The sequence below is a fragment of the Pseudomonas sihuiensis genome, assembly GCF_900106015.1.
GTDB lineage: Bacteria > Pseudomonadota > Gammaproteobacteria > Pseudomonadales > Pseudomonadaceae > Aquipseudomonas > Aquipseudomonas sihuiensis.
On sequence record NZ_LT629797.1, the window covers coordinates 2,684,113 to 2,707,871 of the forward strand.

The window sequence follows — 23,759 nt, forward strand, 5'->3', positions numbered from 1 at the left end:
CGATGTTTGCACGACCTGCGATACGCATGCGTTGCGCCACAGGGCTGTTGGCGATTGGAACCCTCCTGATGCTTGCTGGCTGTGGCGAAGACCCCAAGCCCAGCGTACTCGAGCAGGCAAAGGCGGAGGGTGAGCTGCGCGTGGTCACTCGTAACAGCCCCGCCACCTACTTCCAGGACCGCAACGGCGCCACCGGTTTCGAATATGAACTGGCCAAGCGCTTCGCCACCGATCTCGGCCTGGAACTGAAGATCGAAACCGCAGACAACCTCGACAGTCTGTTTTCCAGCCTCGACCTCGCCAACGGCCCGGTCATGGCTGCCGCCGGCCTGGTGGATACGCCACAGCGCCAGCGCCAGGCACGCTTCTCGATTCCCTATCTGGAAGTCACGCCACAGGTCATCTACCGCCAGGGCGAGAGCCGGCCGACCAAACCCGAAGACCTGGTCGGCAAACGCATTCTGGTGCTGGCCGGCAGCAGCCATGCCGAACAGCTGGCCGCCCTCAAGCTGGAACAGCCGGAGCTGGAGTTCGAGGTATCCGACGCCGTCGAGGTGGTCGACCTGCTGCGCATGGTCGATGAAGGACAGATCGACCTGACCCTGGTCGACTCCAACGAGCTGGCGATGAACCAGGTGTACTTTCCCAATGTGCGGGTGGCCTTCGACCTGGGCGACACCAACACCATGCGCTGGGCGGTAGCCGCTGGCGAGGATGACAGCCTGCTGGTGGAGATCGACGCCTTCCTCGAACGCTCGGAGGCTAACGGCACCCTGCAGCGCCTGAAGGAACGCTACTACGGCCATGTCGACGTGCTCGGCTATGTCGGTGCTTACACCTTCGCGCAGCACCTGCAGCAGCGCCTGCCGCGCTACGAGAAGATGTTCCGCCAGGCCGGTCACGCCAATCAGGTCGACTGGCGCCTGCTCGCCGCCATGGGCTATCAGGAGTCGCTGTGGCAACCCAACGCCACGTCCAAGACTGGCGTACGCGGCCTGATGATGCTGACCCAGCGCACCGCCCAGTCGGTCGGTGTCTCCAACCGTCTCGACCCTAAACAGAGCATCGACGGCGGTGCCCGCTACTTCATCCAGGTTCACCAGCAACTGCCGGAAGGCATCGTCGAGCCGGATCGCACCTGGTTCGCCCTGGCCGCCTACAACGTCGGCGGTGGCCACCTAGAAGACGCGCGCAAGCTGACCGAAGCCGAAGGGCTGGACCCGAACAAGTGGGCCGATGTGCAGAAGATCCTGCCGCGTCTGGCGCAAAAGCAGTGGTACAGCAAGACCCGCTACGGCTATGCGCGCGGCGGCGAGCCGGTGCACTTCGTGCGCAACATCCGTCGTTACTACGACATTCTCACCTGGGTCACCCAGCCGCAGCTGGAAGGCACGCAAGTGGCCGAGAGCGGTATTCACCTGCCCGGCATCGACAAGCGCAAGCCCGAAGAAGAAACCCCGCCGCTCTGAGCGGTCAGAGCAAACTCTGACTCCCCACCGCACAGCGGCTGATCGCCTGCCGCGCCTGTGGCAAGCCTTTGAGGCGCGTGGCGCACTGCGCCTGACTCGATATCCGCTCGACCTGCAGATTGGCCTGCTCGTCGATGCTGATCAGATAGGGATGGTTGTAACGCGCACGGTCGTTCCAGGCGCTGAAGCGCTGGGTGCTGAACACGCAGCGATAGTCCAGATGCCCGGTAAAGCCCTGAAAACGATCACGCATGAAGATGTGGTGATAACGCTGCCAGTCGCGATCACGCTGACCGATACGCACGGCCTCCTGACACTCTTCGAGCGTGGTGATCTGCGGCTCGTGCAGAAAAATGCTCTGCGCCAGGTTGGAGCCGCCCAACTGCACGCTGGCGACCAGATACACCTCTGACTGACCAGCGAACGCAGGCGCCGCCAGGAGCGCCAGAAGACTCAACATCCGTTTATTCATGCTCATTCCCTGTAATAACGCTCAGCCTCGCCGAGCCTTGAAGAAATCTTTCAGCAGCGCCCCGCTCTCCTCGGCCAGCAAGCCACCCTCCACCCGCACGCGGTGGTTGAGAAAGCCCTGGTCGAAGAATTGCCCCTGACTGATCGCCACTCCCGCACGCGGCTCGCTGGCGGCGTAAACCACACGAGCGATGCGTGCATGCACGATCAAACCCGCGCACATGCTGCAGGGCTCCAGCGTGACGTAGAGAGTGCTGCCTGGCAGTCGATAGTTCTGCACACTTTCCGCTGCCGCGCGGATCGCCACCATCTCGGCATGGGCGCTGGGGTCGTGACGCAGAATCGGGCAGTTGAAGCCCTGCCCGACCACTTCGCCATCCTGCACCAGCACGGCGCCGACCGGCACCTCGCCCTGCTCCGCGCCCAGGCGTGCCTGCGCCAGCGCCAGGCGCATGAAGTGCTCGTCACGCGAGCGGTCGATGATCTGCGGTCGTTTCATTGCATCAATCCGAAGGGTGACCGCCTGCCAGGCGGACCTGAAAACGGCGCCTACCCTACACCACTTCGATGGCCGCCATCAGCCCCGTTTCCATATGGTCGATCACGTGGCAATGGAACATCCACACACCAGGATTATCGGCAACGAAGGCGATGCGCGCGGTCTCGTTCTTGCCCAGCAGATAGGTGTCGGTGAAATATGGAATGATCTTGCGCCGGTCCGAGCTCAGCACCTTGAAGGTCATGCCGTGCAGATGGACCGGATGCTGATACTGCGCCATGTTGCGCAGCACGAAAACGTAGTGGCCGTCTTTCTTCAACGTGGCGATCGGACGATCGGCGCAGGTCTTGTCATTGATGTCCCAGGCCTGGCCGTTGATCTGCCAGTACTTGTAGCGACCGGCGGCCTCATCGGCAGGCGAAGCCAGCGCGGCGGCCCACTCGAAGTTGAAACGCAGCGTCTCGGCGCGGGCCAGGTCCGGTTCGGCGACGGGGTTGGCCGGCAGAGGCGGTGGCCAGTCGCCTGCGACTTCGCTACTGGCGACACCTTTCAGGGTGGCCAGGCGCAGCGGCCCGTTGCGTAGCGACAATTCCTCGCCGGCTGCCGGCACCTTCAGCGCCAGGTCGATGCGCATGCCAGGCCCCAGCCAGTATTCCTTACCCAGCGGCCGCGGCTGCACCGGATTGCCGTCCAGGGCATAGATGCGCGCCTCCCCGCCCGGCAGGTTGAGACGGTAGGTGATGGTATTGTCGACATTGATCAGGCGCAGGCGCACCACCTGCCCTTCCGGCAGTTCGAGCGTTGGATTCGGCTCACCATTGATGGTCGTCAGCCGCCCGCGAGTTCCCTCGCGCGCTGCCTGACGCGGCACTAGAAAGTCGGTGAAGGCGCCCTGCTCGTCGATATGCCAGGTCTTCAGGCTTAGCGTGCGCTCATGGAGGAAGCCCGTCGGCTCACGCTCCTCGATGATCAGCGGCCCGACCAGGCCGCGCCCCAGTTGCTCGGCGCTGGTGGTGTGCGGGTGATACCAGAAGCTGCCGGCGTCATGGCAGATGAAGTCGTAGTCGAAGTATTCACCCGGCAGCACCGGCGCCTGGGAGACGTAGGGCACGCCGTCCATCTCCAGCGGCAGACGAATGCCATGCCAGTGGATGGTGCTCTGCTGCTCCAGCTTGTTGATGAAGCGCACCCGCAGGCGCTCGCCCTGGCGGCAGCGCAACTCGAACCCGGGCGCCTGGCCGCCATAGCCCCAGGCCGGCGTCACATGTCCCGGCACCAGCTCAAGATCCAGCGGCGCGGCGATCAGCTCGTAGTCATGGGTCGCCACATTCTCCGGGCGCCCGAGCCAATAACGCACACCACCAGCGCCCAGACCGGCAACACCCAGGCCAGCCAGACCGGCGAGCACCTGTCTACGGGTAAACGACATCTTCATCCTCGACGCTTCCAAGGGGCATACCCAATCGCACTATCTTCTCATTTTCATGCAGAGGGAGACGAGCCTGGCCAAGGGGCTTATTGCCGCAGGTGAATGCGCAGAATGTCACAGGCGACCGCGACCACCCTCACCTCCTGCCAACGCCTCGGTAGAATGGGCGCCCACTAAGGGGGATATCGGTACGACATGGATTGGTTCGAATTGGCAATGAGCCTCGCAATTACACTGCTTACCCCATTGCTTCTGCTCTTCTGGGTGGTACTGATGGCAGGCATCGGCCAATGGCTATACGAGGGCGCACGCAACCTAGGCCGTCCTCATAGCCTGGTCGAGGCCCGGATCATCGATCAACGTCAGATCGATACACGCATTCGCGGCAACCGCATCAGCTGGATCGGCATACGAACCATCTACAGGCTGCGCTATGAGTACGCTGGCCAGACGTATGAAATCGAGTACCTGGTCCGAGACGAAGCGCAGGTCATGCTCGACAAGGATGCGGGTACCTTCAACCTTTACGTCCCCCACGACCGGCCTGCTCATGCGCAAGCGGAACACCACCCAAGCCAACTCATTTACGGGCTCATACTGGTTGGTGCGATGGCCTACGGCAGCTGGCTGACAGCGCCCTTTCTTGTGTTCTGGCAATAGTCATGGAAATCATTTTCTTCACGCTCCTGCTGGTGGTCGGAGGGCTGTTATGGCTCGGCTTGATCGCCATTGCGCTGGGAGCCTACTACCTGCTCGGGCGCCTCATACTGAAAAGCATGAGGCAGGCATTTCTCCGACCTGGCACCGCCCAGATTACCGCCTATGAAATCTGGACCCCGGACCTGAAGGAAGACGACGCGGAAGATGCCCGACCGTTGATCCGCCTGGAACTGGACTGCGAACGACACGGCCAGCATTTCAGGCTCAACCTGGGCCCGCTGACATGCCAGGAGCTTTTTGCAGCACTCGATCAACCGGTGCATCGCGCTGCCTGCTGGATGACCAGCGAAGACTGGCAACAGTTGCTGCAGGGACGCTGGATTACAGTCGCCTGCGACCCCGGGCGAACCGAGGCGATCCTGACCAGCCAGGTACGTGCCAAGCGCGAGATGCTGGTTGCGGCACTGCTCGCGCTTGGCACAATCGTTTTACTGGCACTGCTGCAGACATGAAAAAACCGGCCGAAGCCGGTTTTTTCATTGAGCCCTGGAGCCAATGCCAACCAATGGAACCTGACCGCCCCCCAGGGCACTTGGGCCGACTTACCAGCTGTAGCTCAGCTTGGCGGTAACCTCACGGCCCGGGTTGTAGTAATCAGCCGTACCGGAGCCGACCACATGCTGCTCATCCAGCAGATTGCTGACGTTCAGAGCCAGATCAGTGCCCTTGACGATGTTGTAGGTGAAGGCGGCGTCGAACACTGTAGCGGCATCACTTTTATCGGTGTTGGCGGCGCCAAAATAGTATTCACCAATGTAACGGGCACCCAGGCCTACGCTCACCTTCGTGCCCGGCACACTGTAGTAGCTCCAGAGTGAAGCGCTATGCCGTGGAGTGACTTCAAATTCATTACCTTTGAGAGACGTACCATCCCACAGCGAGCCGCGAAGCACATCTGACTTCATGTAGGAGTAACCACCCACCAAGCTCAGGTTCTCGGTCAACTCAGCCTTGGCTTCCAGATCCAGGCCTCGCACCCTTGTCTCACCAACCGTCTGCTGCTGAATACCTCCGCCAGGTACAACAACGGCAATGGAGACATTTTCCTGAGTCAAGTCATAGATAGCTGCGGAAAAGAGCGCGTTCATACCAGCAGGTGAATATTTCGCGCCTACTTCATACTGCTTGCCGCGCTTCGGAGTGACGCCAATCTCGGGCGGAGAAACGGATTCCACCATGCTTACGTAGGTCGAAACCTCGTCAGTGACGATGAAGGTCAATGCGCCACGGTAAGACGTCTCAGAAAAACTATCGGAGGTTTTGACGGTGTTGAGCTTGTTGGTTTCAGCCAGGTCCATCGAATCGTTACGCACGCCTGCAGTGACGATAACGCGGTCGTAGAAGGACAGGTTCTGTTGCAGGAATACAGCCTTGGTCGTGTACTCCTGTTTGACGTGACGATAGGGCGACAGTCCGCCTGGAGCACCACTGTAGACCGGATTGGCAATATCGATGGGCGTCACTCGGGCGTAGATAGAACTGGCGTCGGTCGTGGAATCGCCGTACTCGACTCCCATCATGGTGCTGCTATCGATATTTCCGAAACGAGCATCGTATTGCAGCATCAGATTACCGTTGACCTGCTCGGCGTCAGTATCGGTACCAAAAGCATCACGGTCGCGAAGCGTTCCCGTTCCTGTGCCACTCAGATACAGGTATGCAAAGTCATCCGTCAGCTCGCTGTACCGCAGGTTGCTGCGCAGGATGAAACCGTTGTCGAAATCGTGACTGAAACTACCACTGATATTGGTGCGTTCCACATCGTGGAAGTTGTAGCCAGGTTCACCGAAGAATTCATCGCGGTCATATTCCCTGTCTGTCGGGTAGCCGCCACTGTTGGGGGTACTCTTGGTCTTGAGGTGATCCACGACGAGCGTTGCTGAGGTATAGGCCGTCGGTGCCCACGTCAGGCCGCCCATGAGGAGCTGATTGTCGTCCTGAGAGTGATCGTACTCACGATCACTGTCCTGGAACTTGCCGGTGAAACGATAAGCCAAGGTCTTATCCGCATTCAGTACATCACCAACGTCGATGCCGGTTTCCTTGTGGTTGAAGGAACCGTAAGTGCCGTAGATCTGACCGAATTTCTCGAAGCGCGGCTTCTTGGTCACAAAGTTCACCGAACCACCCGGGTCAGCTGCGCCAAACAGCGTTGAGTTGGCGCCCCGCAGAATTTCAACGCGCTCGAAGGCGAACGGATCTTCGCGAACACCACGCATGGAACTCAGTGTCAAACCATCGCGATAGGTGGTGGCCTGGAAACCACGAATCTTGAAGTAGTCGTTGCGGTCATCGCTGCCGTAGAAGTCGGTGATCACGCCTGGCGTGTATTGCAGGAGTTCTTCTGTGGTGTTGACGCTGCGCTGCTCGATTTCCTTCTGGGTCACCACGGAAACAGAGGCCGGGGTATTGAGGATGCTGGTGGCGACCTTGCCGCCGACCCAGAGCTCCTGGGCAACCACCGAACTGGCGTCATCACCTGCCGAGGCCTTGGCGTTGACAATAATTGGCGCCAGGCGGAAGGGTTCATCCTCTTTGGCAGAGCTTGCCTCTTGCGCGTGAACGTATAGAGGCGCGGCAACCAGCGGCGTGCAAAACAGAGCAGCGCTGGTAACGCGCCGCCAGGGCGCTCGTGCATTGAGAACCCCGTTCTTACTATCGGTCATGCTCATGGTCCTTATCGGTTAAGAGGCGTGTCAGCGGCCTTTCTATGTGGCGGTACCGCCTGGTTGGCGGCGGCAACATAGCAGAAAACACACATCAAAACGATAATGACTTACATATAGATTTACTGATCTCTTGTGATACCGAGCCCGTTATGCACCAGGCGCAATCCATCTCAATTACTTGTTCGGAGCACAGAGCGGTCTCGGACCACCTGCTAGATAGAGCGTGCAGCTACACAGAGCATTCGTAAGTGCACCTTGATCTGGATGGCGAGCGTCATGGGCAGGGTTACGGGATATCTCTAGAAGCATCGAGGTACGAAGAACTGAGCCGTTTCCCACGCACGATCTGCCTGCGCCCCCTGTCACCTGCCGATTGAGCGACGACGGCTACTCCCAATTGCTGCGTTGTCTGAGCCCGAGCCTGTTCGTGCTTCTGGCGACTCTGTCTTTGCTTCAGGGCTGAAGCGCTCAGGCGTTTACGGGCGGATCACCCATCTACGCCGGAAAAATTTCCCTGCTCAGTCGCATTCAGGTACCTGAGCCATGGTCATGTCCCCACCGAAATTGGCAATGGGTCGCATGACCAGACGGCAGCCGTCCTCTACATCCTGGCCGGCCTGTGCCTCGAACGATTCGCGTTTGACCCGGTAATCAAACGTCAGGGTGGTTCCGGCAGGCGCACCACCTTCTTCACGAGCCATCGTGACACGCACCTCCAGGCGCACCTCAGCCGGGCTGAAAGTGCCCGAAAAGAGAAAGGTACGCCCGTCGCTGATACCGCCACCGCTGACACGCCCGTCGGCTGCGATGCTCATCTGCACGTCATCCGGCTCGCTGCGCCAGCCTGCGTCGTCATAAATGCCGGGAATCGTCAGCTCGGTCTGCGTGGTGCTGTCCGGAACCTTGCCGCGTAACTGCAGGACCGCCTTGCCCGGTGCGCTGCGCTCCAGCAACACACTTCCCCCTCCGTAGTGCGTGACCGGTTTGCCGGAGGGAGGCGCCACCTTGAAGTCGACTCGACCTGTGTAAGGGCGCTCACCGAAGCGCTCGATCATGTCCTGAGCGAATCCGCAGGGCGCAAGGAACAACAGCAGCGCTGTCAGCAAAGTGCGTGAACACGAGACAGGTAGCGAGTTACCGGGCATGGAGGCTTCCTTTTTAACGAAATGAAAACCTAACCCTAGCCAAAGCTTTCTGCGGGCGACAGAAAACACGCCACATAAGGCCTAAAAACAAAACCCCGGCACCAGGGCCGGGGTTTCGTCAGACGGGCGACGCCAGGATGGACATCATTCCCACTCGATCATCAACAAGCCGCCCGAGCCCGCTTGGCTAAAGGGATTCGTTGTATTTGCAATGGAGCCCTACCGTCACTTTTACCGTCAATCGCGCAGAGCTTTTGCTGACGCGGGAGATAGATCGATTTGCGGGGCGACGGCTCTGGCGGCACCATCAATCAGCTCTCATATTATCCGTACCCTGCCCTCGAGACGAGCCCGAACATGCCGCCGCCGAATCAGAGGCCGAGGCGTTACCCGTCTTCAATCTCACCTACGCCACAGTAGGTTGCCATCGTGAAACCCTCGGGCTAGAGTGCGCCCGTCGTGGTCAATCCCACGGCCGGGTGTGGTAGCCCGATTCACACGAAGGCGCGGTTGCGTCATAAACGAGAGCAGGCCCTTCTCAGGATCTGCTGTTTTCTCGTGCATTTATGGCGGGCCGTGTGAGGCAGGCTTCGGCCTGGCCGGCCTTCCTTCGTGGGTCGGTCTACCACCCTTGCACGGTCCGCCTCCATTCGTGTGGTAGCGAATGGCTGCGGCTCCTTAATCTCACGAAGGAGCATAAGGAAAATGCGCTACCCCCTTTTTACCCGAGAGCTCCGCCTTGGGCTGCTGGTCTTGCTGTCCACCTCTGATCTGGAGGTGCGCCATGGCTGAGTTCGAATCCTGCGTTGTACCTTTTCCGCTGCAGCGAAGCCCGCTGCATGAATCCGAACGCTCTCCCCACCCCTCTGAAGCTGCGGCTGAACTACGCGGCGTAATGCTCAGCAATCTGCTGGATCAACTGGCTGAACCTGATGGGCTGCAGCCGGCAGATCTACGCGTACGGATCGCCGCCTATTCAGCCTTGGATCTGCTGGACGAGATGGTGGTGCTCTATCGCCGCGCTCTCTCCGAAGTACGAGGAGGTGCCAGATGAGCAAGGGCGTTATGACGTGCCTGCCACCTCACGATGGCCACCCAGGTGTCGAAATCATCTGGGCTGCCGACTGCAGGGAAGCGTTCAACCAAGGCGTGAAGCTAGCCCAGACCTGGCTCGACAACGCCCGCAGCGGCTGGCTCTGGGCAGTCATGATCGCCGAGCGCGACTTACTACCATGTGCAATAGAGCGGAGAGCCTTTGAAGTGGGCTTCCTCAGCCGCGTCCACCAGCGCATATGTTCACCCAGGTGCTGAGGCGAGCCAGCCCCCCTTTCCTTCCAGCTGTAAGCGGATGTTCGTGAGCCGGCCCCGCCGGCTCTCGCTAACCGTAACATTCCGGCAAATTTTGGGGACTCCTCCATAACGCGGGCACCCTAGAACAGGCCGAAAGCGGCCAATAGCGGACTGTTAGGGCCGATTCAGTCCTAGTGAATGACGGCCTATTTGATGACCTGCTCGGCTGGCTCTATGAGGGCTTTGTTACTGCCTCGCCAACGCACCGATTCGATGTTCTCTGCGTCGGCGCTCATACCGGCTCTGTCAGCCTTACCAGGAAGGTCGCAAACGCAAATCGCAAGTGGATCAGGCGACTACCAGATCAAGCAACCTGACTGCTTGCCGTCGTCGCGAGCGGAACCTTATTTTTTAGTAGCGAATCTTTGATGTAAGCATGCTACGACCGCCCACCAGCATGCGGAAACTATGTTGTTCGGTCATTGATGGCAAAGTAGTATCAATCTGCACACCAAACCGATCTAAATGGACTTGATGCATGGAAAACACCACCGATAGGGACGCGCGCGCCCGCCATCGTCATGCGAACATTTCGCCCTTCCTGGCAAGTGCCAGCACACTTCGTACAGGCGAAGACCAACTACCTGGGTATTACTGCGAGCAGCAGCAGATGTGGGTAGTCGACACCGAGCAAGGCGTTCTACCCATCATCAATGAGCAGGCGCTCTCGCAGCTGAAAACGAAGACTCGTGCAGATGGCGAAGAGGATGACGAGCACACCGGTGGAAAACACTGACGTGGTACAGAACCGGCGACATTGGCCGTCTGGACGAACAGGGCTTCCTCTACGTGGTGGATCGCTTAAAGGACATGATCATCAGCGGTGGCGAAAACATCTATCCCGCAGAACTGGAGGCGGTGATCGCGTCGCTGCCCGGCGTGGCCGAGGTTGCCGTGGTGGGCAAGGCCGACGAGCGCTGGGGCGAGGTGCCGATCGCATTTGTGGTCGCGACCCAACCAGGCGCTACCGACGAGGCCTCGATTGTCGAGGCATGCCGCCAGCGATTGGCGGGCTTCAAATGCGTGAAGTCTGTGCACATGCTTGAGGCCCTGCCCCGCAGCTCTGTGGGCAAGGTGTTGAAAAGACAGTTGCTTGCCTGAGCTTCTTAGGTGTTGTTGCACAGGAGCGGCACAGGCGGATCGAGGATGTCGATCCGTTTCAGGTATTCAGCCACCCCGCTCGCCCGGTTAGCGAGCGGGACCCGCAACGTTACTGCTTCGGAAACTCCGCAGCGATGCCCTGGACGTAGTAGTCCATACCTGCCAGATCCGCATTGCTGGCCGTGGCTCCTGGCGCAATTCTGACCTTGCCGGATTGGTCGGCAACCGGGCCATCGAAGGGGTGGAACGTGCCGCTCTTGATCGAGGCAATGATCTGCTGCGCCTCGGCCTTAAATTCAGCGGGAACGATATCGCTGATCGGCATGGTCAGGGCGTCATCGGCCAGCCCACCCCAGTAGTCAGCCGATTTCCAAGTGCCGTTCAGTACAGACTCAGTAGTGCGGATGTAGAACGGCGCCCAGTTGTATTCGATGGAGGTAATTACCGACTTGGGGCCGAAGCTGGCCATGTTGGAGGCATAGCCCACCGAGTACACCCCGCGGCGCTCGGCTGCCTGAATCGGTGCTGGGCTGGCGGTGTGCTGGAAGATCACATCGGCGCCCTGGTCGATAAGCGTGTTGGTGGCGTCGGATTCCTTGCCGGGATCGAACCAGGTGTTCAGCCACACCACTTTAACCACCGCCCCTGGGTTGTACTTGTTCAACGCGACCTGAATAGCATTGATGTCGCGGATAACCTCAGGAATCGGAAAGGACGCGACATAACCGACGGTCTTGCTCTTGGTCATTTTCGCGGCCAGGTAGCCGGCCACGTAGCGCCCTTCGTACGAGGTCGACAGGTAGGTGCCGAGGTTCGTGCTGCGCTTGTAGCCAGTGGCGTGTTCGAACGCGGTCTTGGGGAATTGCTTGGCCACGTTGGCCATCGGGTTCATGTAGCCAAACGAGGTGCCGAAGATCAGGTCGTAGCCGCTTTTTGCCATGTTGCGGATCACCCGTTCGGAGTCCGCGCCATCGGCAACGTTTTCGACGTAGGTGGTCTGGACTTTCTCGCCCAGCGCCTGCTCCAACGCCTTACGGCCCTGCTCGTGTTGATATGTCCAACCGTGGTCGCCAATCGGACCGGTGTAGACGAAGCCGACCTTGAGCGGCTCGTCGGCGTATGCGGTGATGGCTGCTGCCAGACCGATACCACTCAATAACCCTGCCAGTACTTTCCTGAATCCAGGCATGTTCATGCGCGTATTGCTCCCCATACGTTATTGGTTAGGCGGTTAGCCCGGGATAAAGGCAGGCATTGAAACAGGCTCCGTCTGCGCGGCTGTGATCACATCGAATAGGTTTTGCGGAACATGTTTTTGTAGTGGTCTTCGACGCTGATGACCGGGTACTTGGGTGACTCGCCGGGTGCCAGGCAGGCCTGGATGCAGGCGATTTCGTGGGCGATGTTGCCGGAGTAGAAATAAGGCACCGAATAGCGCTCGTTACCCGAGACATTGACCACGCGGTGCAGGGTCGATTTGTACAAATCGTTGGTCCAGCGCGCGATCAGATCGCCGAGGTTGACCACGTAGGCCTCGGGAACCGGTGTGGCCCAGATCCAGCCATTGCGCTCCTGATCCCACACCTGCAACCCGGCGTTTTCATCCTGCAACAGCAGAGTCAGGCCACCCCAGTCGGTATGCGCACCACAGCCCTTCTCGCCCGGTGCCGCAGTGGTCGGCTGCGGTGGGTAATGCAGCAGGCGCAGCGTGGTCATGGCGTCCTCGCAGAACGCGGCAAAGTGCTGCTCCGGCAGGCCCAGCGACAGAGCCACGCCCTGCATCAGCAGGCGAGCCACTGACTCCAGTTCCCGCTGGTAGGCCTCCATGGTTTGGCGAAACTCGGGGAGGTCTGCCGGCCACAGGTTCGGCCCCTGATTGAATTTGCCAGCCAGCACATCGGGATGATCCAGCGGCTTGTCCTGGCCGATGTAAAAGCCTTCTTTGACGTCCGGTGGCGCGCCGGCTTCGAGCACCTGATTACGCAACGGTTCGTAGCCCCGATTGGCCATGGAGAGTGACTTGTCGACCTTGCGCTTTTCTTCGGGCGGCAGAGCAAACAGCGTGGCCGCCTGGTCGATCACCTGCTGCTGCAAAGCTGCCGGTACACCATGACCGATGACGTAGAAAAAACCTTTGTCACGACAGGCCTGGCCGATTTGCTGACTGACCCGGGTGCGTTCGATCAGTGATGCCGAGCGCAGGCCCGAGATGTCGATAACTGGAAGCGTGGTGGCCTGCGAGGCCTCCAGAGGTGACGGTGCGAGTTGGGCGTGTGCCATGTGAGCGACTCCTACTTGAATGGGCCGGAGTGTTATCTGCTCAGGCAGAGCGCGGAAAGCATCGAATATCGCCAGGCCTGATGCCTTTTTGGCAGCGCTAGCCAAGAGCCCCGAACTGACTGGCCTCGTGCCGCTCGCGACGCAAAATCTCGTCGGTGAGAATTCTGGCGAAGGCATCCACGGCAGCCGGAATGTAGCGGCCGCTGCTCATGTACAAGCCCAGGTCGCAGAAAATACCGCCGCTGTCGGTGAGCGGAAGCATCTTCAGTTCACCGGCGGCCACCTGCGCCTCGATGCCGAACGCGGTTTGAAACGCCACGCCCCTGCCGCGCACTACCATCTGCTTGGCCAGTTCAAGCGATGCGGTTTCCAGGCGGGTCCTGCCGGAAAAATGGGCGGATTTGAGCAGTGGCGCGAGTCGTTGCCGCGTCGAGATTTCCGGCTTGCTGAGGATCAGGTCGTAGTCGGCGCAGGCGCCAAAACTGACCTGGCTTTTATCGGCCAACGGGTGATTGGGCGGCACGATCGCCGCCAGCCGGAAATGCCCCAGGGCCAATTGCTGGAGCTGCTCGTGTTTAGGCAACGCGAAAGCCAGACCCAGGTCCGCCGCCCCGGAGATGATCGCCTGCGGAATGCCTTGCGAGCCGGAAACGGTGACACCGACAGACACCCGTGGATAACGCGCGTGCATGTGTTCGAGCACGGTGGGTAACAGGTCCACAGCCAGGGTCTCGGCAACGATCAATTCGACATGCCCTGCCCGGATTCCTTCCATGGCTTCGAGTTCCGAGCGCAGCCGTTCTACGTCGTGGAGCACCACACCGATATGGCGTGCGAACAACTCGCCGGCGGGGGTGAGTTTCAGTCCGGAGCTCAGCCGGTCGAATAGCGGCGCACCGATGTCGTCCTCCAGTTTGAGGATCTGCCGATTGACCGCCGACGAAGCCACGTTCAGGCGCCGGGCCGCTTCGCGGATCGAGCCGCAGTGCTGAACCATGTCGAAGTAGCTGACCGACACCGAATGAAACCGTAACCGCCGAACCATGGTTTTACCTGACTTCCTCACTTCGAAATGTTGCCCAACGCGGATTCTTTTCGCGCCAGGAAAGTGCATCGAGCTGCCGCTGCGCACCATGCCAGAGCGAAAAACACGCCCGCCAACTGCTGAAAAAATTCGTCTAAAAACTGTCCAGGCAGTCAACTACGAGGCATTGCGAGCATTTTTCTGATCGCCTCTTCGCGTTGGCACAAGACGTGCTTTAGCGATGCCGAGACTGGTATACCAGATTGTATTTCTGAAAAGCCAGCAATGTGATCAACCGTAATGAGGATCGGCGATGTCCGCTCAATGGAAGCCCCTGATAGAACACAAAGGTTACCTCCGCCATTTCTGGCACCCGGTGTGTACCTTGAGCGAGTTCGAGAAAGCCAACGCATCCGGGCATGGCCCGATGTCGGTGAAGCTGCTGGGAGAGAACCTGGTGTTGGCCCGTCTGGACGGGCAGATGATGGCCGCCGATGACCGCTGCGTGCACCGCTCGGCGCGCCTGTCGCTGGGGAGCGTGTGCAAGCACCAGGGCAAAGACACCCTGCAGTGCCCCTACCACGGCTGGCGCTATAACGACGCCGGCGAATGCACGCTGGTGCCGGCCTGCCCCGACCGCCCTATTCCGCCGCGCGCAAAAATCGCCAAATACGACTGCGCCATTCGCTACGGCATCGTCTGGGTGCGCCTGGACAATTCGTTCGACTGCACCGAAATCCCTTACCTGGGCGATTGGGACAGCGAAGGCATGAAAGTCGTGGTGGCGGAGTCGTATGTGTGGGAAACCTCGGCCGAGCGCCGCTGGGAAAACTTCACCGACTTCTCCCATTTCGCCTTCGTTCACCCCGGCACTCTGTACGACCCCTTCTTCGCCAGTCACCCCACGGTAAACGTCGATCGCAGCCACGGTGAACTGCGCTTTCAGCTGGCGCCGCCCAAAGAGATGTACGAAACGCTGCCGGAAGAAGCGCCCATGGGCGACTTCACCTACCGCTGCTCGATGCCGTACTCGGTGAACCTGGAAATCAAACTGTGGAAGGACGATTCCAAATTCATCCTCTGGACCACCGCCAGCCCGGTGGACGACAGAACTTGCCGCAACTTCATGGTCATCGTGCGTACCGAAGACCAGCAGCCCGACCACGTGCACCTGGCTTTCCAGAAACGCGTGCTGGAAGAAGACCGCCCGGTGATCCAGTCCCAATGGCCTATCGAGCTCGATAGCGCCGAACTGTCGGTAGGCACCGACAAGATCTCCATCCAGTACCGCAAATGGCACCGCGAACTGTCGCAAGCGGCGCTGGGCGGCAAGGACGAATTCAAAGCGGCCCTCCTCAGCGAAGTGCTCGAGGAGCGTTAAGGCCTACACCCATGGGCCAAGCGCCCTTTCGAAGCTACGTTTTTGCAGGAGCAGTACATGAAAAAGATGTTCAAGTTGGGCTGTGCCGGGTTGGGTATCCAGGCGTCGTCGCGTGAGAACCCGGTGTCACTGACCGAGTTGCCGATTCTCGAGCAATTCAAACTGGTCAAGGAAGCCGAGGTCTGGGACTTCATCGATCGCATTCCCAACAACCGCCAGGAGCTGGACGAGTACATCAAGGGCAGCCAACTTTACGACCTGCCGGTGCTGTCGGGGAGCGGCCTGTACACCCTGGGCCTGGATGATCACCTGATCAAAGAGAACATCGACCTGACCGTCGAGGTCGGCGGCAAGTACCACAATTTCATGATCTGGGCTAAGCACAAGGACCGCCACTACGTGACCAACGAAGAGGTCGCCGAGTGTTACCTGGAGTCGTACGAGTACGCGGAAAAAGCCGGGGTGATCATCACCTTCGAAAACCATGTGGACATGTGGTCCGAAGACTATCGCCGGGTCTCGCAAGTAGCCGATCTGGTGGAAGCCCGCGGCGCGAAGTTCAACGTGGCCATTGACTACAGCCACTGCATTTTCAAGATTGAAAACGAAGTGGAGCACGCCGTCTCGCAGATGCGTGGCGACAACGATGCCATCGCCAAACTTGACCCGTTCAACGACGACAGTTACGCGGACGAATGGCTGAACCGCAACCTGGTGCACTGGGCCCAGATGCGCCCGGCCGCGCCTAACGGCCCGCTGAACTGGTGGGGCTTTGAAACCGGCCCTTGGGATGCCAAAGGTATCGACCGTCCAGGGCGCTCCATTCAGTACCCGTTCCGGCGTCCTGCCGAAGGCGAATGGCATACCGACATGTGGCATGCGCACAAGCTGGCGTGCACCAAGGAAGTCACCCGCAAAGTCATCGATGCCTACCTGCAAAACCCCGCTACCAACCTGTCGCTGATGACCATCGACAACATCAACCTAAACGCCTACGGCCTGGGCTGGATGTACAACATGTTTGCCGACAGCTGTGCCTACGCGCAGTTCGTCCGCGAGTTGTACGCCGAGCGCGCGGCTGTGCACGAGGCGCGCAGCGCCAAGTCGGCGGCTGAATTCGTTGCTCAGTACCGGGCGTAATACCTCCTCTGCGCTTGGCGTCGTCACGGCGCCGCCAAGCCTTGTACGGGCCACCGTTATGTTAAAAGAAAACAGCTTTGTCTACGACGACTGGCATCCGGTTGGTGCGCTGGCCGAGGCCGTCGTTGGCAAGCCATGCCATACCCGGATTCTGGGTCAGGCCATCTGCTACACCCGCACCCCCGACGGGCTGATCGCGCACCTTGCCGACAGTTCTCAGCCGCTGAAAACCTTGATCGTCTACGGCTTGCTCTGGGTGTCGTTGTCCGCGCAACCACGCCGAATTCTGGCCATTCCCGAGTTCGAAGAAACGGACCGCCGCGTCGTCAGCGCCGGCTCGATCCGCGTTGCCACCTCTGGGCTGCGGGTGGTGGAAAACTTCCTCGACATGGCTCACTTCCCGTTCGTGCACACCGATATTCTCGGCGCCGAACCGCTCACCGAAGTGGCCGCCTATGACGTCGAGATCGACGAACAGGCTGATGAGGTGCTGGCAGTCAATTGCCGCTTTCCGCAGCCCAAGGGTTCGGCGGCGGCCAGCGAACCGGTGGAGATGCAGTACGTGTACCGCATCGCCCGCCCCTTTATCGCCATCCTCTACAAGACTTGCGTCATCGACGCCAATCGCCTGGATGTGCTCGGCCTGTACGTGCAGCCCGTGGATGAGGAGAGCTGCATCGCCCACGCGATCATGTGCTACCTCGACGACATCAACACCGACAAGCAGCTGCGCGACTTCCAGCAACGCATCTTTGGCCAGGACATCATGATTTTGCTCAATCAGGTGCCCAAGGGCCTGCCGCTGGATCCCCGGCACGAAACGCCCGTGCGCGCGGATGCACTGTCCAGTGCCTACCGCCGCTGGATCAAAGCACGCAACGTCACGTTCGGCACCGCTCGCTGAGCCGTATTAGCAGGTAATCAGATATGGGTTCGTTACATCAGGAATGGCATGTGATCGCCAGCTCCGAAGACCTTCCGTTTCGCCACGTGTACCAAACGCGCTTGCTCGGTCAGGAGCTGGCGGTCTGGCGTGACGACAACGGTGTTGTAAATGTGTGGGAAAACCGCTGCCCGCACCGCGGTGTACGCCTGAGCCTTGGGGTGAACATCGGCAACCAGCTGAAGTGCCAATACCATGGCTGGAAATATGAAAGCGGCTCGGGCCATTGTGCCTTTGTGCCCGCTCACCGCACGGCAAAACCCAGCGCCGCCTGTGTGCGCACCTTCCCCTGCGCCGAGGTGGACGGCCTGGTGTTCGCCCAGCTCGAAGCCCCGGTTGGCAACGCCAAACCCGGGAGACAGCGTCCGCTCGGTGCCGCGCTGTCCACCAATTTGCGCAGCCATCCAGTGGCAATGAACGCCAAGGCCGTCGTCGAGGCCATCCAGCAGGCCGCCCCCTCGTTCGCGCCGCTGCTGGGAGATCAGGCCGACCGCGTGCAAACGCTGGTAAGCGGCCTGAGCATTGACCTGAGCTGCGCCGGGCTGCTCGACAGCGTGCGGATTTTTGTCCAGCCGGAATCGGACTCCAAGGCCGTGGTGCATGCCCGCCTTTACGCCGCTGCTGCCCTGCCCCTGCAACGCAAAATCGTCTTTACCCAACTGCTCGACGAGCTGTTTGCCCGCGTACTGCAAAGCCCCACGCCAGCGCCGACCGCGCGGCTTATCGCCTCGGACGCGGTGCCTCTGAAGACTCCCAACCCACCCGCCGCCGATAAGCCGGGCGAGCCGTTCTCGTGCACCGTCATCGCGCGCCAAAACGAAACCCCGGACATCGCTTCGTTCTGGCTGAAACCGGATGACGGGCGGCTGTTGGCGCTGGAACCGGGTATGCACGTGAGCCTGACCACGCCCTCTGGCCACCTACGCCAGTACTCGATCGTCAACACGCCTGACGAGCAGGATGTACTGGTGATCGGCGTCAAACACGAGCCGCAATCACGCGGCGGCTCGCGCAGCATGCACGTGGATGTTCAGGTAGGCACCCAGGTGCAGCTGACGCTGCCACGCAATCAGTTCCAGCTGCAGCCGCCGGGCCGTCACGCCCTGCTGATCGCCGGTGGCATCGGGGTCACCCCGATTCTGGCCATGGGCCTGCATCTGCAACGCGCCAAGCGCCCGTACAGTTTTCATTACCTGGCGCGCAGTGAGGAACATGTGGCCTTTACCCAGCGGCTTGCCGCGCTCGGTAAACAAGCGGCGACCTACCTGGGCCTCGATATCGAAGGCACGCAGCAGACATTGCGTGAATTGCTCCAGGACCGGGAACCGGCACGGCATGACGTCTATGTCTGCGGGCCGCAGCCGATGATTGATCTGGTCGTCGAGCTGGCACGCGAAGCTGGCTTTGCCAGCGAGCAGATTCACTTCGAGTACTTTGCGCTGGCCCCCAGCAGCAAGCCGCCGGCTGCCGAGTCGGGCAGTTACCAAGTGACCATCAAGTCCAGCGGCAAAGCCTTCACCGTCAGCCCCGGGCAGACCCTGCTGCAAGCCTGCCTCGATCACGGGGTAGCCATCGATTACTCCTGCGAGCAAGGGGTATGCGGCGCCTGCATGACCAAGGTGGTCAGCGGCGAACTGCAGCACGGCGATGTTTATCTTTCGGCCAAAGAAAAAGACAGCGGCACGTTGATCATGCCGTGTGTATCGGGTTGCCGCTCTGAAACGCTGATTCTGGATATCTAATGGGTGTCTGATGTTGAAACTTTACGATTACGAGTTATCCGGAAACTGCTTCAAGGTGCGTTTGCTGCTATCGATTCTGGGCGTGCAATACGAAACCGAAGTGGTCGAGTTCCACCCGGGGCGTGAACATAAGCGCCCTGCATTTCTGCGCATCAATCCTATGGGTCAATTACCAGTTTTGCAGAATGGCGAAAAGATCATTCGCGACTCCCAGGCCATTCTGGTTTATCTGGCATCAATATTTGATCCGAGTCGCAAATGGTATCCGCTGGATCAACCGGAGGTGTTGGGTGATATCCAGGTGTGGCTGGCATTTGCCGATAGTCTGACCGGATCACTTTCTGCCGCACGTTTACATGAGTTGTTCATGTATGACTTCGACGCCGACGCCTGTCGCGCGCGTGCTCAAACATTATTGGAGGTGATGGATAAACATCTGTGGATCAATCGCCAACAGGATTTCAAGTTTCTCTGTCCACTGGCGCACGCGACTATTGCCGATATTGCCTGCTTTCCCTATGTGGCCATGGCCGATGAAGCCGGGCTTTCGTTGCAGGATTATCCCTCGGTGCGTCTCTGGCTGGATGAAGTCAGACGTATTCCAGGCTTTACCGTAATGGCCGGCATATTCCCGGCCGGCAAACCCTGATTACTCTTATCGTCAGAACATCAAAAGACGTGGCTACTTGCCCCGCACTATAACCATAACAGCGGTTCTGACAGCACGTTGCCCTACCACTCTGCCTTGTTACACCACTTAGTAATCAACAGGAGTTTTGCAGATGGTCATATATACCCCGCCTTCAGTGGCCAAAAACATTCCGGTTATCGATCTGGCGGACAGCTTTTCCCACGATATCGAGAAGCGCAAGGCAGTAGCCTGGGAAATTCATAAGGCGGCACGGCAGACCGGTTTCTTTTATATTAAAAACCATGGCGTACCGGTAGAACTGCAGAAAGCGCAGTTTGATGTAGCCAAGGAATATTTCAAAACGCCGCTGCACGAAAAAATGTTGGTCAACTCGAAAAACTCCAGTTGCCTGCGAGGGTATGAACCGATTGCGGCGCAAATTCTCGATGAAGGTTCGCCGCCCGATCTGAAAGAAGGGTTTCTGCTGGGTCGCGAGTTGGACGACGCACATCCGCACGTTATTCGCAAAACACCCTATCACGGCCCGAACCAATGGCCAGCGGGCAACCCCCGTTTCCGCCAGCAGACCGAAGACTATATGCGCTACATGGATCTGCTCGGTCGCAAGATCGTCCGCTTGCTTGCCCTGTCGCTGCAGTTGCCCGAAGACTTTTTCGACCAGGGCCTCAAAGAGCCGATGATCATTACCCGCATGCTGCACTACCCCAGCCAGCCGGCCGATGCCCGTGAAAACCAGATTGGCGCCGGTGCCCATACCGACTGGGGCCTGATTACCTTGCTGCTGCAGGATGAAGTCGGCGGTCTCGAGGTGCGCAATGCCGACGGTGAGTGGCTGAAAGCGCCGTTTATCGAGAACACCTTTGTGGTGAACCTCGGCGATATGGTGCCGGTGCTCACCAATGGCCTCTATCACTCGACCATGCACCGCGTGTTCAACTCCAAAAAAGACACCCCGCGCTACTCGGTGCCAACTTTTTTCGACCTGGATTACTACTACGAAGCCTCGGTGGTGCCCACGCTGCGCAAGGCCGATGAGGTCTATCCGGCGCCCATCACTGTCGGCGGTCATATCGCGGCTATGTTCGACAAGACCTTCGGGGTCAAGAAAGCCACGGCATAACGCGCCGACAGCGGAAAAGGCCACTAGCGAGTGGCCTTTTTCATGCCTCGCTTTTGGCAAGGCTGAACCGGGCGGATAACCGCCCGGTGTTGTTTTAGAAGTACACCTTCACAATCAGACTGGTCACATTCTGATCGGTGTCGAATGCGCGGGTGTCTTTGATCGCGTATTTGTTTGTCCAGTTGTTGTACTCGACCCCGGCGTAGAAGCGCTTGGGCTCATAACCAAAGTGCTTGCCCAGGTCATATTTGATCTGCGGGTTGAACAGCAGATTACTGTGATACGTGCCTTTATTATTGACCACCCAGTCCATATAACCATCGATCACCACGTCGGAGCGGCCGATCGGAATGGTATACGACCAGACCGGCGTGATTTGCCATTGCCCACTAGGTGCTACACCGCCGTCTGGTTTGCGGTAGTAGAAGTTAAGCTGGAAATAATCGAAACCCGGTAGATCGAGATCAAAGCCCGGGCCGAGCAAATAGTTAACCTGATCGTGCGTTCCATGCTTTTCGTTTTTATCCCATTCAAAACTCGACGCAATCAATACGTCCTTGACGGGACCGAACGACAGTTTGCTATCAAACACTTTGCCCAACGAAAGTCGCGGCGCCAATTCACTGTAAATGGAATGGTGTCCATCATTGTAAGTACCACCGCCTGGGTACCAATTGTTGTCCATAAATAAATACACATCGCCCCACGACCAGTCGCTGGCATGTTCGAAGGTAATGGTTTGTACGGTGCGTGCATCCACCTTGAACTCTTTGCCGTATTGATAAGTGAGACTTTCGCTGTGCCAATTCATATCGGCATGCGATACCGATGGCAAACACGAAAACCCCAAAAAGCTTGCTGCAAAAACAGTGGACTTATTGTTAACTTTCATCTTATCCCCCATATATAAAGCTGATCGAATAGTCAGCATTTACATATAGCAAGTAATGGGCCAATAAATGCACGAATTGCGCAGACTTTGCAGGAGTTTACAAGCTCTTGAAATGCATTTTTGCTGCTATTGGGGGCGGTTTTTGGTGTGGTCAAGTAATTTAGTGCGTGTTTTTTTGTATTATTAAATGCACTTACCAAGGTAACTATCAGCGCAAAAAAAAGCGACCTATAAGGTCGCTCTAGTGTATTACCTGCCCCCTGGTAGCTATCAAGACAGGTAGCGTTTCACTTAATTATCACCAAACAATCAGAGATATCAGTTGGAGTGTTGACCAATACCCTCGCCAGTCGCGGCGTCGTTCTGCGGTTTTCTCAAACCGATACCGTTGAAAAAGATATTCAAGGTGATCGCGACAATTGCCGTGAGCAGAATCGGGCTTTCCAGGATCGGCCCCAACGAGGAAGGCAACTTGCTGAAAAAGTGCGGCGAGACCACGGGCAACATGCCCACCGCCAGGCTTATGGCGACGATATAAAGATTGCCGACATTCTTGAAATCCACCCGGCCGAGCACCTTCATGCCACTGGCCGTAACCATGCCGAACATTACGATGCCGGCACCGCCCAGCACATAGGGCGGAATCGACGCCACGAAGTAGGCCACCTTGGGAAACAGACCCAGCACAATCAGAATCGCCCCGGCCAACGCGCACACCCAGGGGCTGCGCACGCCCGTGATGCTGACCAGACCGATATTTTGCGCATACGAGGTGTACGGGAAGGTATTGAAGATGCCACCCACCGCCGTGCCGAGGGCATCGGCACGAAAGCCACGAACCAGGGTGCGTTCATCCATGGGCTTGTCGACGATCTCGCCCAAGGCCATGAACATGCCTGTCGACTCGATAAAGGTCACCAGCATCACGATGCACATGGCCGCCATGGGCCACAAATGGAACGTCGGCATACCGAAATGGAACGGCAGGATCACACCGAACACCGGGGCGTCCTCGATGCCGTCCAGGCTGACCAAACCTGCGCCAGCCGACAGGGCAAAACCGAATATCAGGCCCAGCAACACCGAGATGTTGTTGAGGAAACCCTTGGTGAAACGAACGATCAGCAAGATGCACAGCAGTACCGCACAGGCGATTGCCAGGTACAGCGGGCGGCCGAATTCGGCGTTGCCAAAACCACCGGCGGACCATGCCGCGGCAACTGACATCAGCGACAGCCCCACCGCGACAATCTCGGTACCTGTGACCACCGGCGGAAAGAATCGCAGCAGCTTGCCCACTAGAGGTGCCATGGCCAGGCCGAACAAGCCGGCAGCGATGGTGGCCCCAAAAATAGCCGACAAACCAGCGCTGGGATCGGAGCCGATGGCGATCATTGGGCCGATGGCCGTGAAGGTCACGCCCATCATCACCGGCATGCGGATACCGACCGGCCCGATACCGATGGCCTGGATGATGGTCACGATCCCGCAGGCGAAAAGGTCGGCATTGATCAGAAAGGCGATGTCGGTCTTGGACAGACCCAGCGCCGCGCCAAGCACCAGGGGAATGGCCACTGCCCCGGCATACATCACCATCACATGCTGGCACGCCAGCAGAAGCATGCGCAGGTATTGCGCCTTGTTTGGAGCCGAGATTGTCTTCATAAAACCCTGCACTGGTGGCTGGGACGGAGCAGTCCGCGCTTCCTGCGAACGTCGGCGGGGTGCCCCC

The 23,759-nt window shown here is 58.9% G+C and carries 23 protein-coding genes; 13 read left to right on the top strand and 10 right to left on the bottom strand.

From position 1 onward, the window contains the following. The first annotated feature begins 2 nt into the window (after positions 1-2). Positions 3-1,469, top strand: coding sequence for a membrane-bound lytic murein transglycosylase MltF (gene mltF / locus BLT86_RS12650; protein WP_167377323.1), 1,467 nt, complete (start codon positions 3-5; stop codon positions 1,467-1,469). Positions 1,470-1,473: 4 nt separating this feature from the next. Here the strand turns inward: mltF and BLT86_RS12655 are convergent, their stop codons facing one another. Genes BLT86_RS12655 through BLT86_RS12665 form a run of 3 tightly spaced genes read right to left on the bottom strand, consistent with a single transcriptional unit; the run spans position 1,474 to position 3,868 of the window. Next, the gene (locus tag BLT86_RS12655) at positions 1,474-1,929 is read right to left on the bottom strand and encodes a hypothetical protein (RefSeq protein ID WP_092377125.1); all 456 of its coding nucleotides are present in this window, start codon (positions 1,927-1,929) and stop codon (positions 1,474-1,476) included. A gap of 33 nt (positions 1,930-1,962) precedes the next feature. Continuing rightward, complete coding sequence (gene tadA, locus BLT86_RS12660) at positions 1,963-2,439, bottom strand: tRNA adenosine(34) deaminase TadA (protein ID WP_092377128.1); 477 nt, start codon at positions 2,437-2,439, stop codon at positions 1,963-1,965. A gap of 55 nt (positions 2,440-2,494) precedes the next feature. Beyond that, the gene (locus BLT86_RS12665; protein ID WP_092380410.1) at positions 2,495-3,868 is read right to left on the bottom strand and encodes a multicopper oxidase family protein; all 1,374 of its coding nucleotides are present in this window, start codon (positions 3,866-3,868) and stop codon (positions 2,495-2,497) included. Between the two features lie 195 nt (positions 3,869-4,063). Between BLT86_RS12665 and BLT86_RS12670 the strand changes: the two genes are divergently transcribed. Both BLT86_RS12670 and BLT86_RS12675 read left to right on the top strand, forming a co-directional pair. Beyond that, the gene (locus BLT86_RS12670) at positions 4,064-4,528 is read left to right on the top strand and encodes a hypothetical protein (protein WP_157719679.1); all 465 of its coding nucleotides are present in this window, start codon (positions 4,064-4,066) and stop codon (positions 4,526-4,528) included. Between the two features lie 2 nt (positions 4,529-4,530). After that, complete coding sequence (locus BLT86_RS12675) at positions 4,531-5,040, top strand: hypothetical protein (protein ID WP_092377134.1); 510 nt, start codon at positions 4,531-4,533, stop codon at positions 5,038-5,040. Positions 5,041-5,130: 90 nt separating this feature from the next. Here the strand turns inward: BLT86_RS12675 and BLT86_RS12680 are convergent, their stop codons facing one another. Together BLT86_RS12680 and BLT86_RS12685 are read right to left on the bottom strand one after the other, a co-directional pair. Then, positions 5,131-7,254 carry a TonB-dependent siderophore receptor gene (locus tag BLT86_RS12680; RefSeq protein WP_092377137.1) on the bottom strand — a complete coding sequence of 708 codons (2,124 nt, stop codon included), beginning with the start codon at positions 7,252-7,254 and terminating at the stop codon, positions 5,131-5,133. A 521-nt stretch (positions 7,255-7,775) separates the two neighbouring features. Continuing rightward, complete coding sequence (locus BLT86_RS12685; protein ID WP_092377140.1) at positions 7,776-8,402, bottom strand: hypothetical protein; 627 nt, start codon at positions 8,400-8,402, stop codon at positions 7,776-7,778. A 784-nt stretch (positions 8,403-9,186) separates the two neighbouring features. On the opposite strand from BLT86_RS12685, the gene BLT86_RS12690 reads away from it, so the two are divergent. The 4 genes from BLT86_RS12690 (at position 9,187) to BLT86_RS12705 (ending at position 10,853) form a co-directional block, all read left to right on the top strand. Continuing rightward, a complete protein-coding gene (locus BLT86_RS12690; RefSeq protein WP_092377142.1) occupies positions 9,187-9,456 on the top strand; it encodes a hypothetical protein in 270 nt (89 codons plus the stop codon). Further along, positions 9,453-9,713 (top strand): LasR-specific antiactivator QslA, encoded by a 261-nt coding sequence (locus BLT86_RS25940; protein WP_092377145.1) that lies wholly within the window; start codon positions 9,453-9,455, stop codon positions 9,711-9,713. The genes BLT86_RS12690 and BLT86_RS25940 overlap by 4 nt, the downstream gene beginning before the upstream one ends. 517 nt (positions 9,714-10,230) lie before the next feature. Next, a complete protein-coding gene (locus BLT86_RS12700) occupies positions 10,231-10,488 on the top strand; it encodes a hypothetical protein (protein WP_017678258.1) in 258 nt (85 codons plus the stop codon). 74 nt (positions 10,489-10,562) lie between these two features. Continuing rightward, positions 10,563-10,853: an AMP-binding enzyme gene (locus tag BLT86_RS12705; protein ID WP_017678257.1), complete on the top strand. Its 291-nt coding sequence runs from the start codon at positions 10,563-10,565 to the stop codon at positions 10,851-10,853. Between the two features lie 109 nt (positions 10,854-10,962). Here the strand turns inward: BLT86_RS12705 and BLT86_RS12710 are convergent, their stop codons facing one another. The 3 genes from BLT86_RS12710 to BLT86_RS12720 all read right to left on the bottom strand — a co-directional run bounded on the left by BLT86_RS12710 (position 10,963) and on the right by BLT86_RS12720 (position 14,178). Next, positions 10,963-12,048, bottom strand: a complete 1,086-nt coding sequence (locus tag BLT86_RS12710) for a BMP family ABC transporter substrate-binding protein (protein WP_079456520.1) — start codon at positions 12,046-12,048, stop codon at positions 10,963-10,965. Between the two features lie 89 nt (positions 12,049-12,137). Beyond that, positions 12,138-13,133 (bottom strand): isopenicillin N synthase family dioxygenase, encoded by a 996-nt coding sequence (locus BLT86_RS12715; RefSeq protein WP_017678255.1) that lies wholly within the window; start codon positions 13,131-13,133, stop codon positions 12,138-12,140. Between the two features lie 97 nt (positions 13,134-13,230). Next, on the bottom strand, positions 13,231-14,178 hold the full coding sequence (locus tag BLT86_RS12720) for a LysR family transcriptional regulator (protein WP_026088706.1): 948 nt from the start codon (positions 14,176-14,178) through the stop codon (positions 13,231-13,233). Positions 14,179-14,470: 292 nt separating this feature from the next. On the opposite strand from BLT86_RS12720, the gene BLT86_RS12725 reads away from it, so the two are divergent. From BLT86_RS12725 to BLT86_RS12750, 6 genes are all read left to right on the top strand, one after another. Further along, positions 14,471-15,538, top strand: coding sequence for an aromatic ring-hydroxylating oxygenase subunit alpha (locus BLT86_RS12725; protein ID WP_017678253.1), 1,068 nt, complete (start codon positions 14,471-14,473; stop codon positions 15,536-15,538). Between the two features lie 57 nt (positions 15,539-15,595). Then, positions 15,596-16,678: a TIM barrel protein gene (locus BLT86_RS12730; protein WP_017678252.1), complete on the top strand. Its 1,083-nt coding sequence runs from the start codon at positions 15,596-15,598 to the stop codon at positions 16,676-16,678. Positions 16,679-16,736: 58 nt separating this feature from the next. Then, a complete protein-coding gene (locus BLT86_RS12735; RefSeq protein WP_017678251.1) occupies positions 16,737-17,582 on the top strand; it encodes an aromatic ring-hydroxylating oxygenase subunit alpha in 846 nt (281 codons plus the stop codon). Between the two features lie 23 nt (positions 17,583-17,605). Further along, positions 17,606-19,363: a Rieske 2Fe-2S domain-containing protein gene (locus BLT86_RS12740; RefSeq protein ID WP_033377565.1), complete on the top strand. Its 1,758-nt coding sequence runs from the start codon at positions 17,606-17,608 to the stop codon at positions 19,361-19,363. Between the two features lie 10 nt (positions 19,364-19,373). After that, positions 19,374-20,012 carry a glutathione S-transferase family protein gene (locus BLT86_RS12745; protein ID WP_017678249.1) on the top strand — a complete coding sequence of 213 codons (639 nt, stop codon included), beginning with the start codon at positions 19,374-19,376 and terminating at the stop codon, positions 20,010-20,012. Positions 20,013-20,145: 133 nt separating this feature from the next. Then, complete coding sequence (locus tag BLT86_RS12750) at positions 20,146-21,135, top strand: isopenicillin N synthase family dioxygenase (protein WP_017678248.1); 990 nt, start codon at positions 20,146-20,148, stop codon at positions 21,133-21,135. A gap of 94 nt (positions 21,136-21,229) precedes the next feature. On the opposite strand, the gene BLT86_RS12755 is transcribed toward BLT86_RS12750, so the two are convergent. Further along, on the bottom strand, positions 21,230-22,027 hold the full coding sequence (locus BLT86_RS12755; protein WP_048330399.1) for an outer membrane protein OmpK: 798 nt from the start codon (positions 22,025-22,027) through the stop codon (positions 21,230-21,232). Positions 22,028-22,345: 318 nt separating this feature from the next. Continuing rightward, positions 22,346-23,692 carry a nucleobase:cation symporter-2 family protein gene (locus tag BLT86_RS12760; protein WP_092377148.1) on the bottom strand — a complete coding sequence of 449 codons (1,347 nt, stop codon included), beginning with the start codon at positions 23,690-23,692 and terminating at the stop codon, positions 22,346-22,348. Between the last annotated feature and the right edge of the window lie 67 nt (positions 23,693-23,759).

Coding starts and splice junctions, on each gene's coding strand:
- mltF (WP_167377323.1), top strand. CDS start 3: ATGTTTGCACGACCTGCGATACGCATGCGTTGCGCCACAGGGCTGTTG.
- BLT86_RS12655 (WP_092377125.1), bottom strand. CDS start 1,929: ATGTTGAGTCTTCTGGCGCTCCTGGCGGCGCCTGCGTTCGCTGGTCAG.
- tadA (WP_092377128.1), bottom strand. CDS start 2,439: ATGAAACGACCGCAGATCATCGACCGCTCGCGTGACGAGCACTTCATG.
- BLT86_RS12665 (WP_092380410.1), bottom strand. CDS start 3,868: ATGTCGTTTACCCGTAGACAGGTGCTCGCCGGTCTGGCTGGCCTGGGT.
- BLT86_RS12670 (WP_157719679.1), top strand. CDS start 4,064: ATGGATTGGTTCGAATTGGCAATGAGCCTCGCAATTACACTGCTTACC.
- BLT86_RS12675 (WP_092377134.1), top strand. CDS start 4,531: ATGGAAATCATTTTCTTCACGCTCCTGCTGGTGGTCGGAGGGCTGTTA.
- BLT86_RS12680 (WP_092377137.1), bottom strand. CDS start 7,254: ATGACCGATAGTAAGAACGGGGTTCTCAATGCACGAGCGCCCTGGCGG.
- BLT86_RS12685 (WP_092377140.1), bottom strand. CDS start 8,402: ATGCCCGGTAACTCGCTACCTGTCTCGTGTTCACGCACTTTGCTGACA.
- BLT86_RS12690 (WP_092377142.1), top strand. CDS start 9,187: ATGGCTGAGTTCGAATCCTGCGTTGTACCTTTTCCGCTGCAGCGAAGC.
- BLT86_RS25940 (WP_092377145.1), top strand. CDS start 9,453: ATGAGCAAGGGCGTTATGACGTGCCTGCCACCTCACGATGGCCACCCA.
- BLT86_RS12700 (WP_017678258.1), top strand. CDS start 10,231: ATGGAAAACACCACCGATAGGGACGCGCGCGCCCGCCATCGTCATGCG.
- BLT86_RS12705 (WP_017678257.1), top strand. CDS start 10,563: ATGATCATCAGCGGTGGCGAAAACATCTATCCCGCAGAACTGGAGGCG.
- BLT86_RS12710 (WP_079456520.1), bottom strand. CDS start 12,048: ATGAACATGCCTGGATTCAGGAAAGTACTGGCAGGGTTATTGAGTGGT.
- BLT86_RS12715 (WP_017678255.1), bottom strand. CDS start 13,133: ATGGCACACGCCCAACTCGCACCGTCACCTCTGGAGGCCTCGCAGGCC.
- BLT86_RS12720 (WP_026088706.1), bottom strand. CDS start 14,178: ATGGTTCGGCGGTTACGGTTTCATTCGGTGTCGGTCAGCTACTTCGAC.
- BLT86_RS12725 (WP_017678253.1), top strand. CDS start 14,471: ATGTCCGCTCAATGGAAGCCCCTGATAGAACACAAAGGTTACCTCCGC.
- BLT86_RS12730 (WP_017678252.1), top strand. CDS start 15,596: ATGAAAAAGATGTTCAAGTTGGGCTGTGCCGGGTTGGGTATCCAGGCG.
- BLT86_RS12735 (WP_017678251.1), top strand. CDS start 16,737: ATGTTAAAAGAAAACAGCTTTGTCTACGACGACTGGCATCCGGTTGGT.
- BLT86_RS12740 (WP_033377565.1), top strand. CDS start 17,606: ATGGGTTCGTTACATCAGGAATGGCATGTGATCGCCAGCTCCGAAGAC.
- BLT86_RS12745 (WP_017678249.1), top strand. CDS start 19,374: ATGTTGAAACTTTACGATTACGAGTTATCCGGAAACTGCTTCAAGGTG.
- BLT86_RS12750 (WP_017678248.1), top strand. CDS start 20,146: ATGGTCATATATACCCCGCCTTCAGTGGCCAAAAACATTCCGGTTATC.
- BLT86_RS12755 (WP_048330399.1), bottom strand. CDS start 22,027: ATGAAAGTTAACAATAAGTCCACTGTTTTTGCAGCAAGCTTTTTGGGG.
- BLT86_RS12760 (WP_092377148.1), bottom strand. CDS start 23,692: ATGAAGACAATCTCGGCTCCAAACAAGGCGCAATACCTGCGCATGCTT.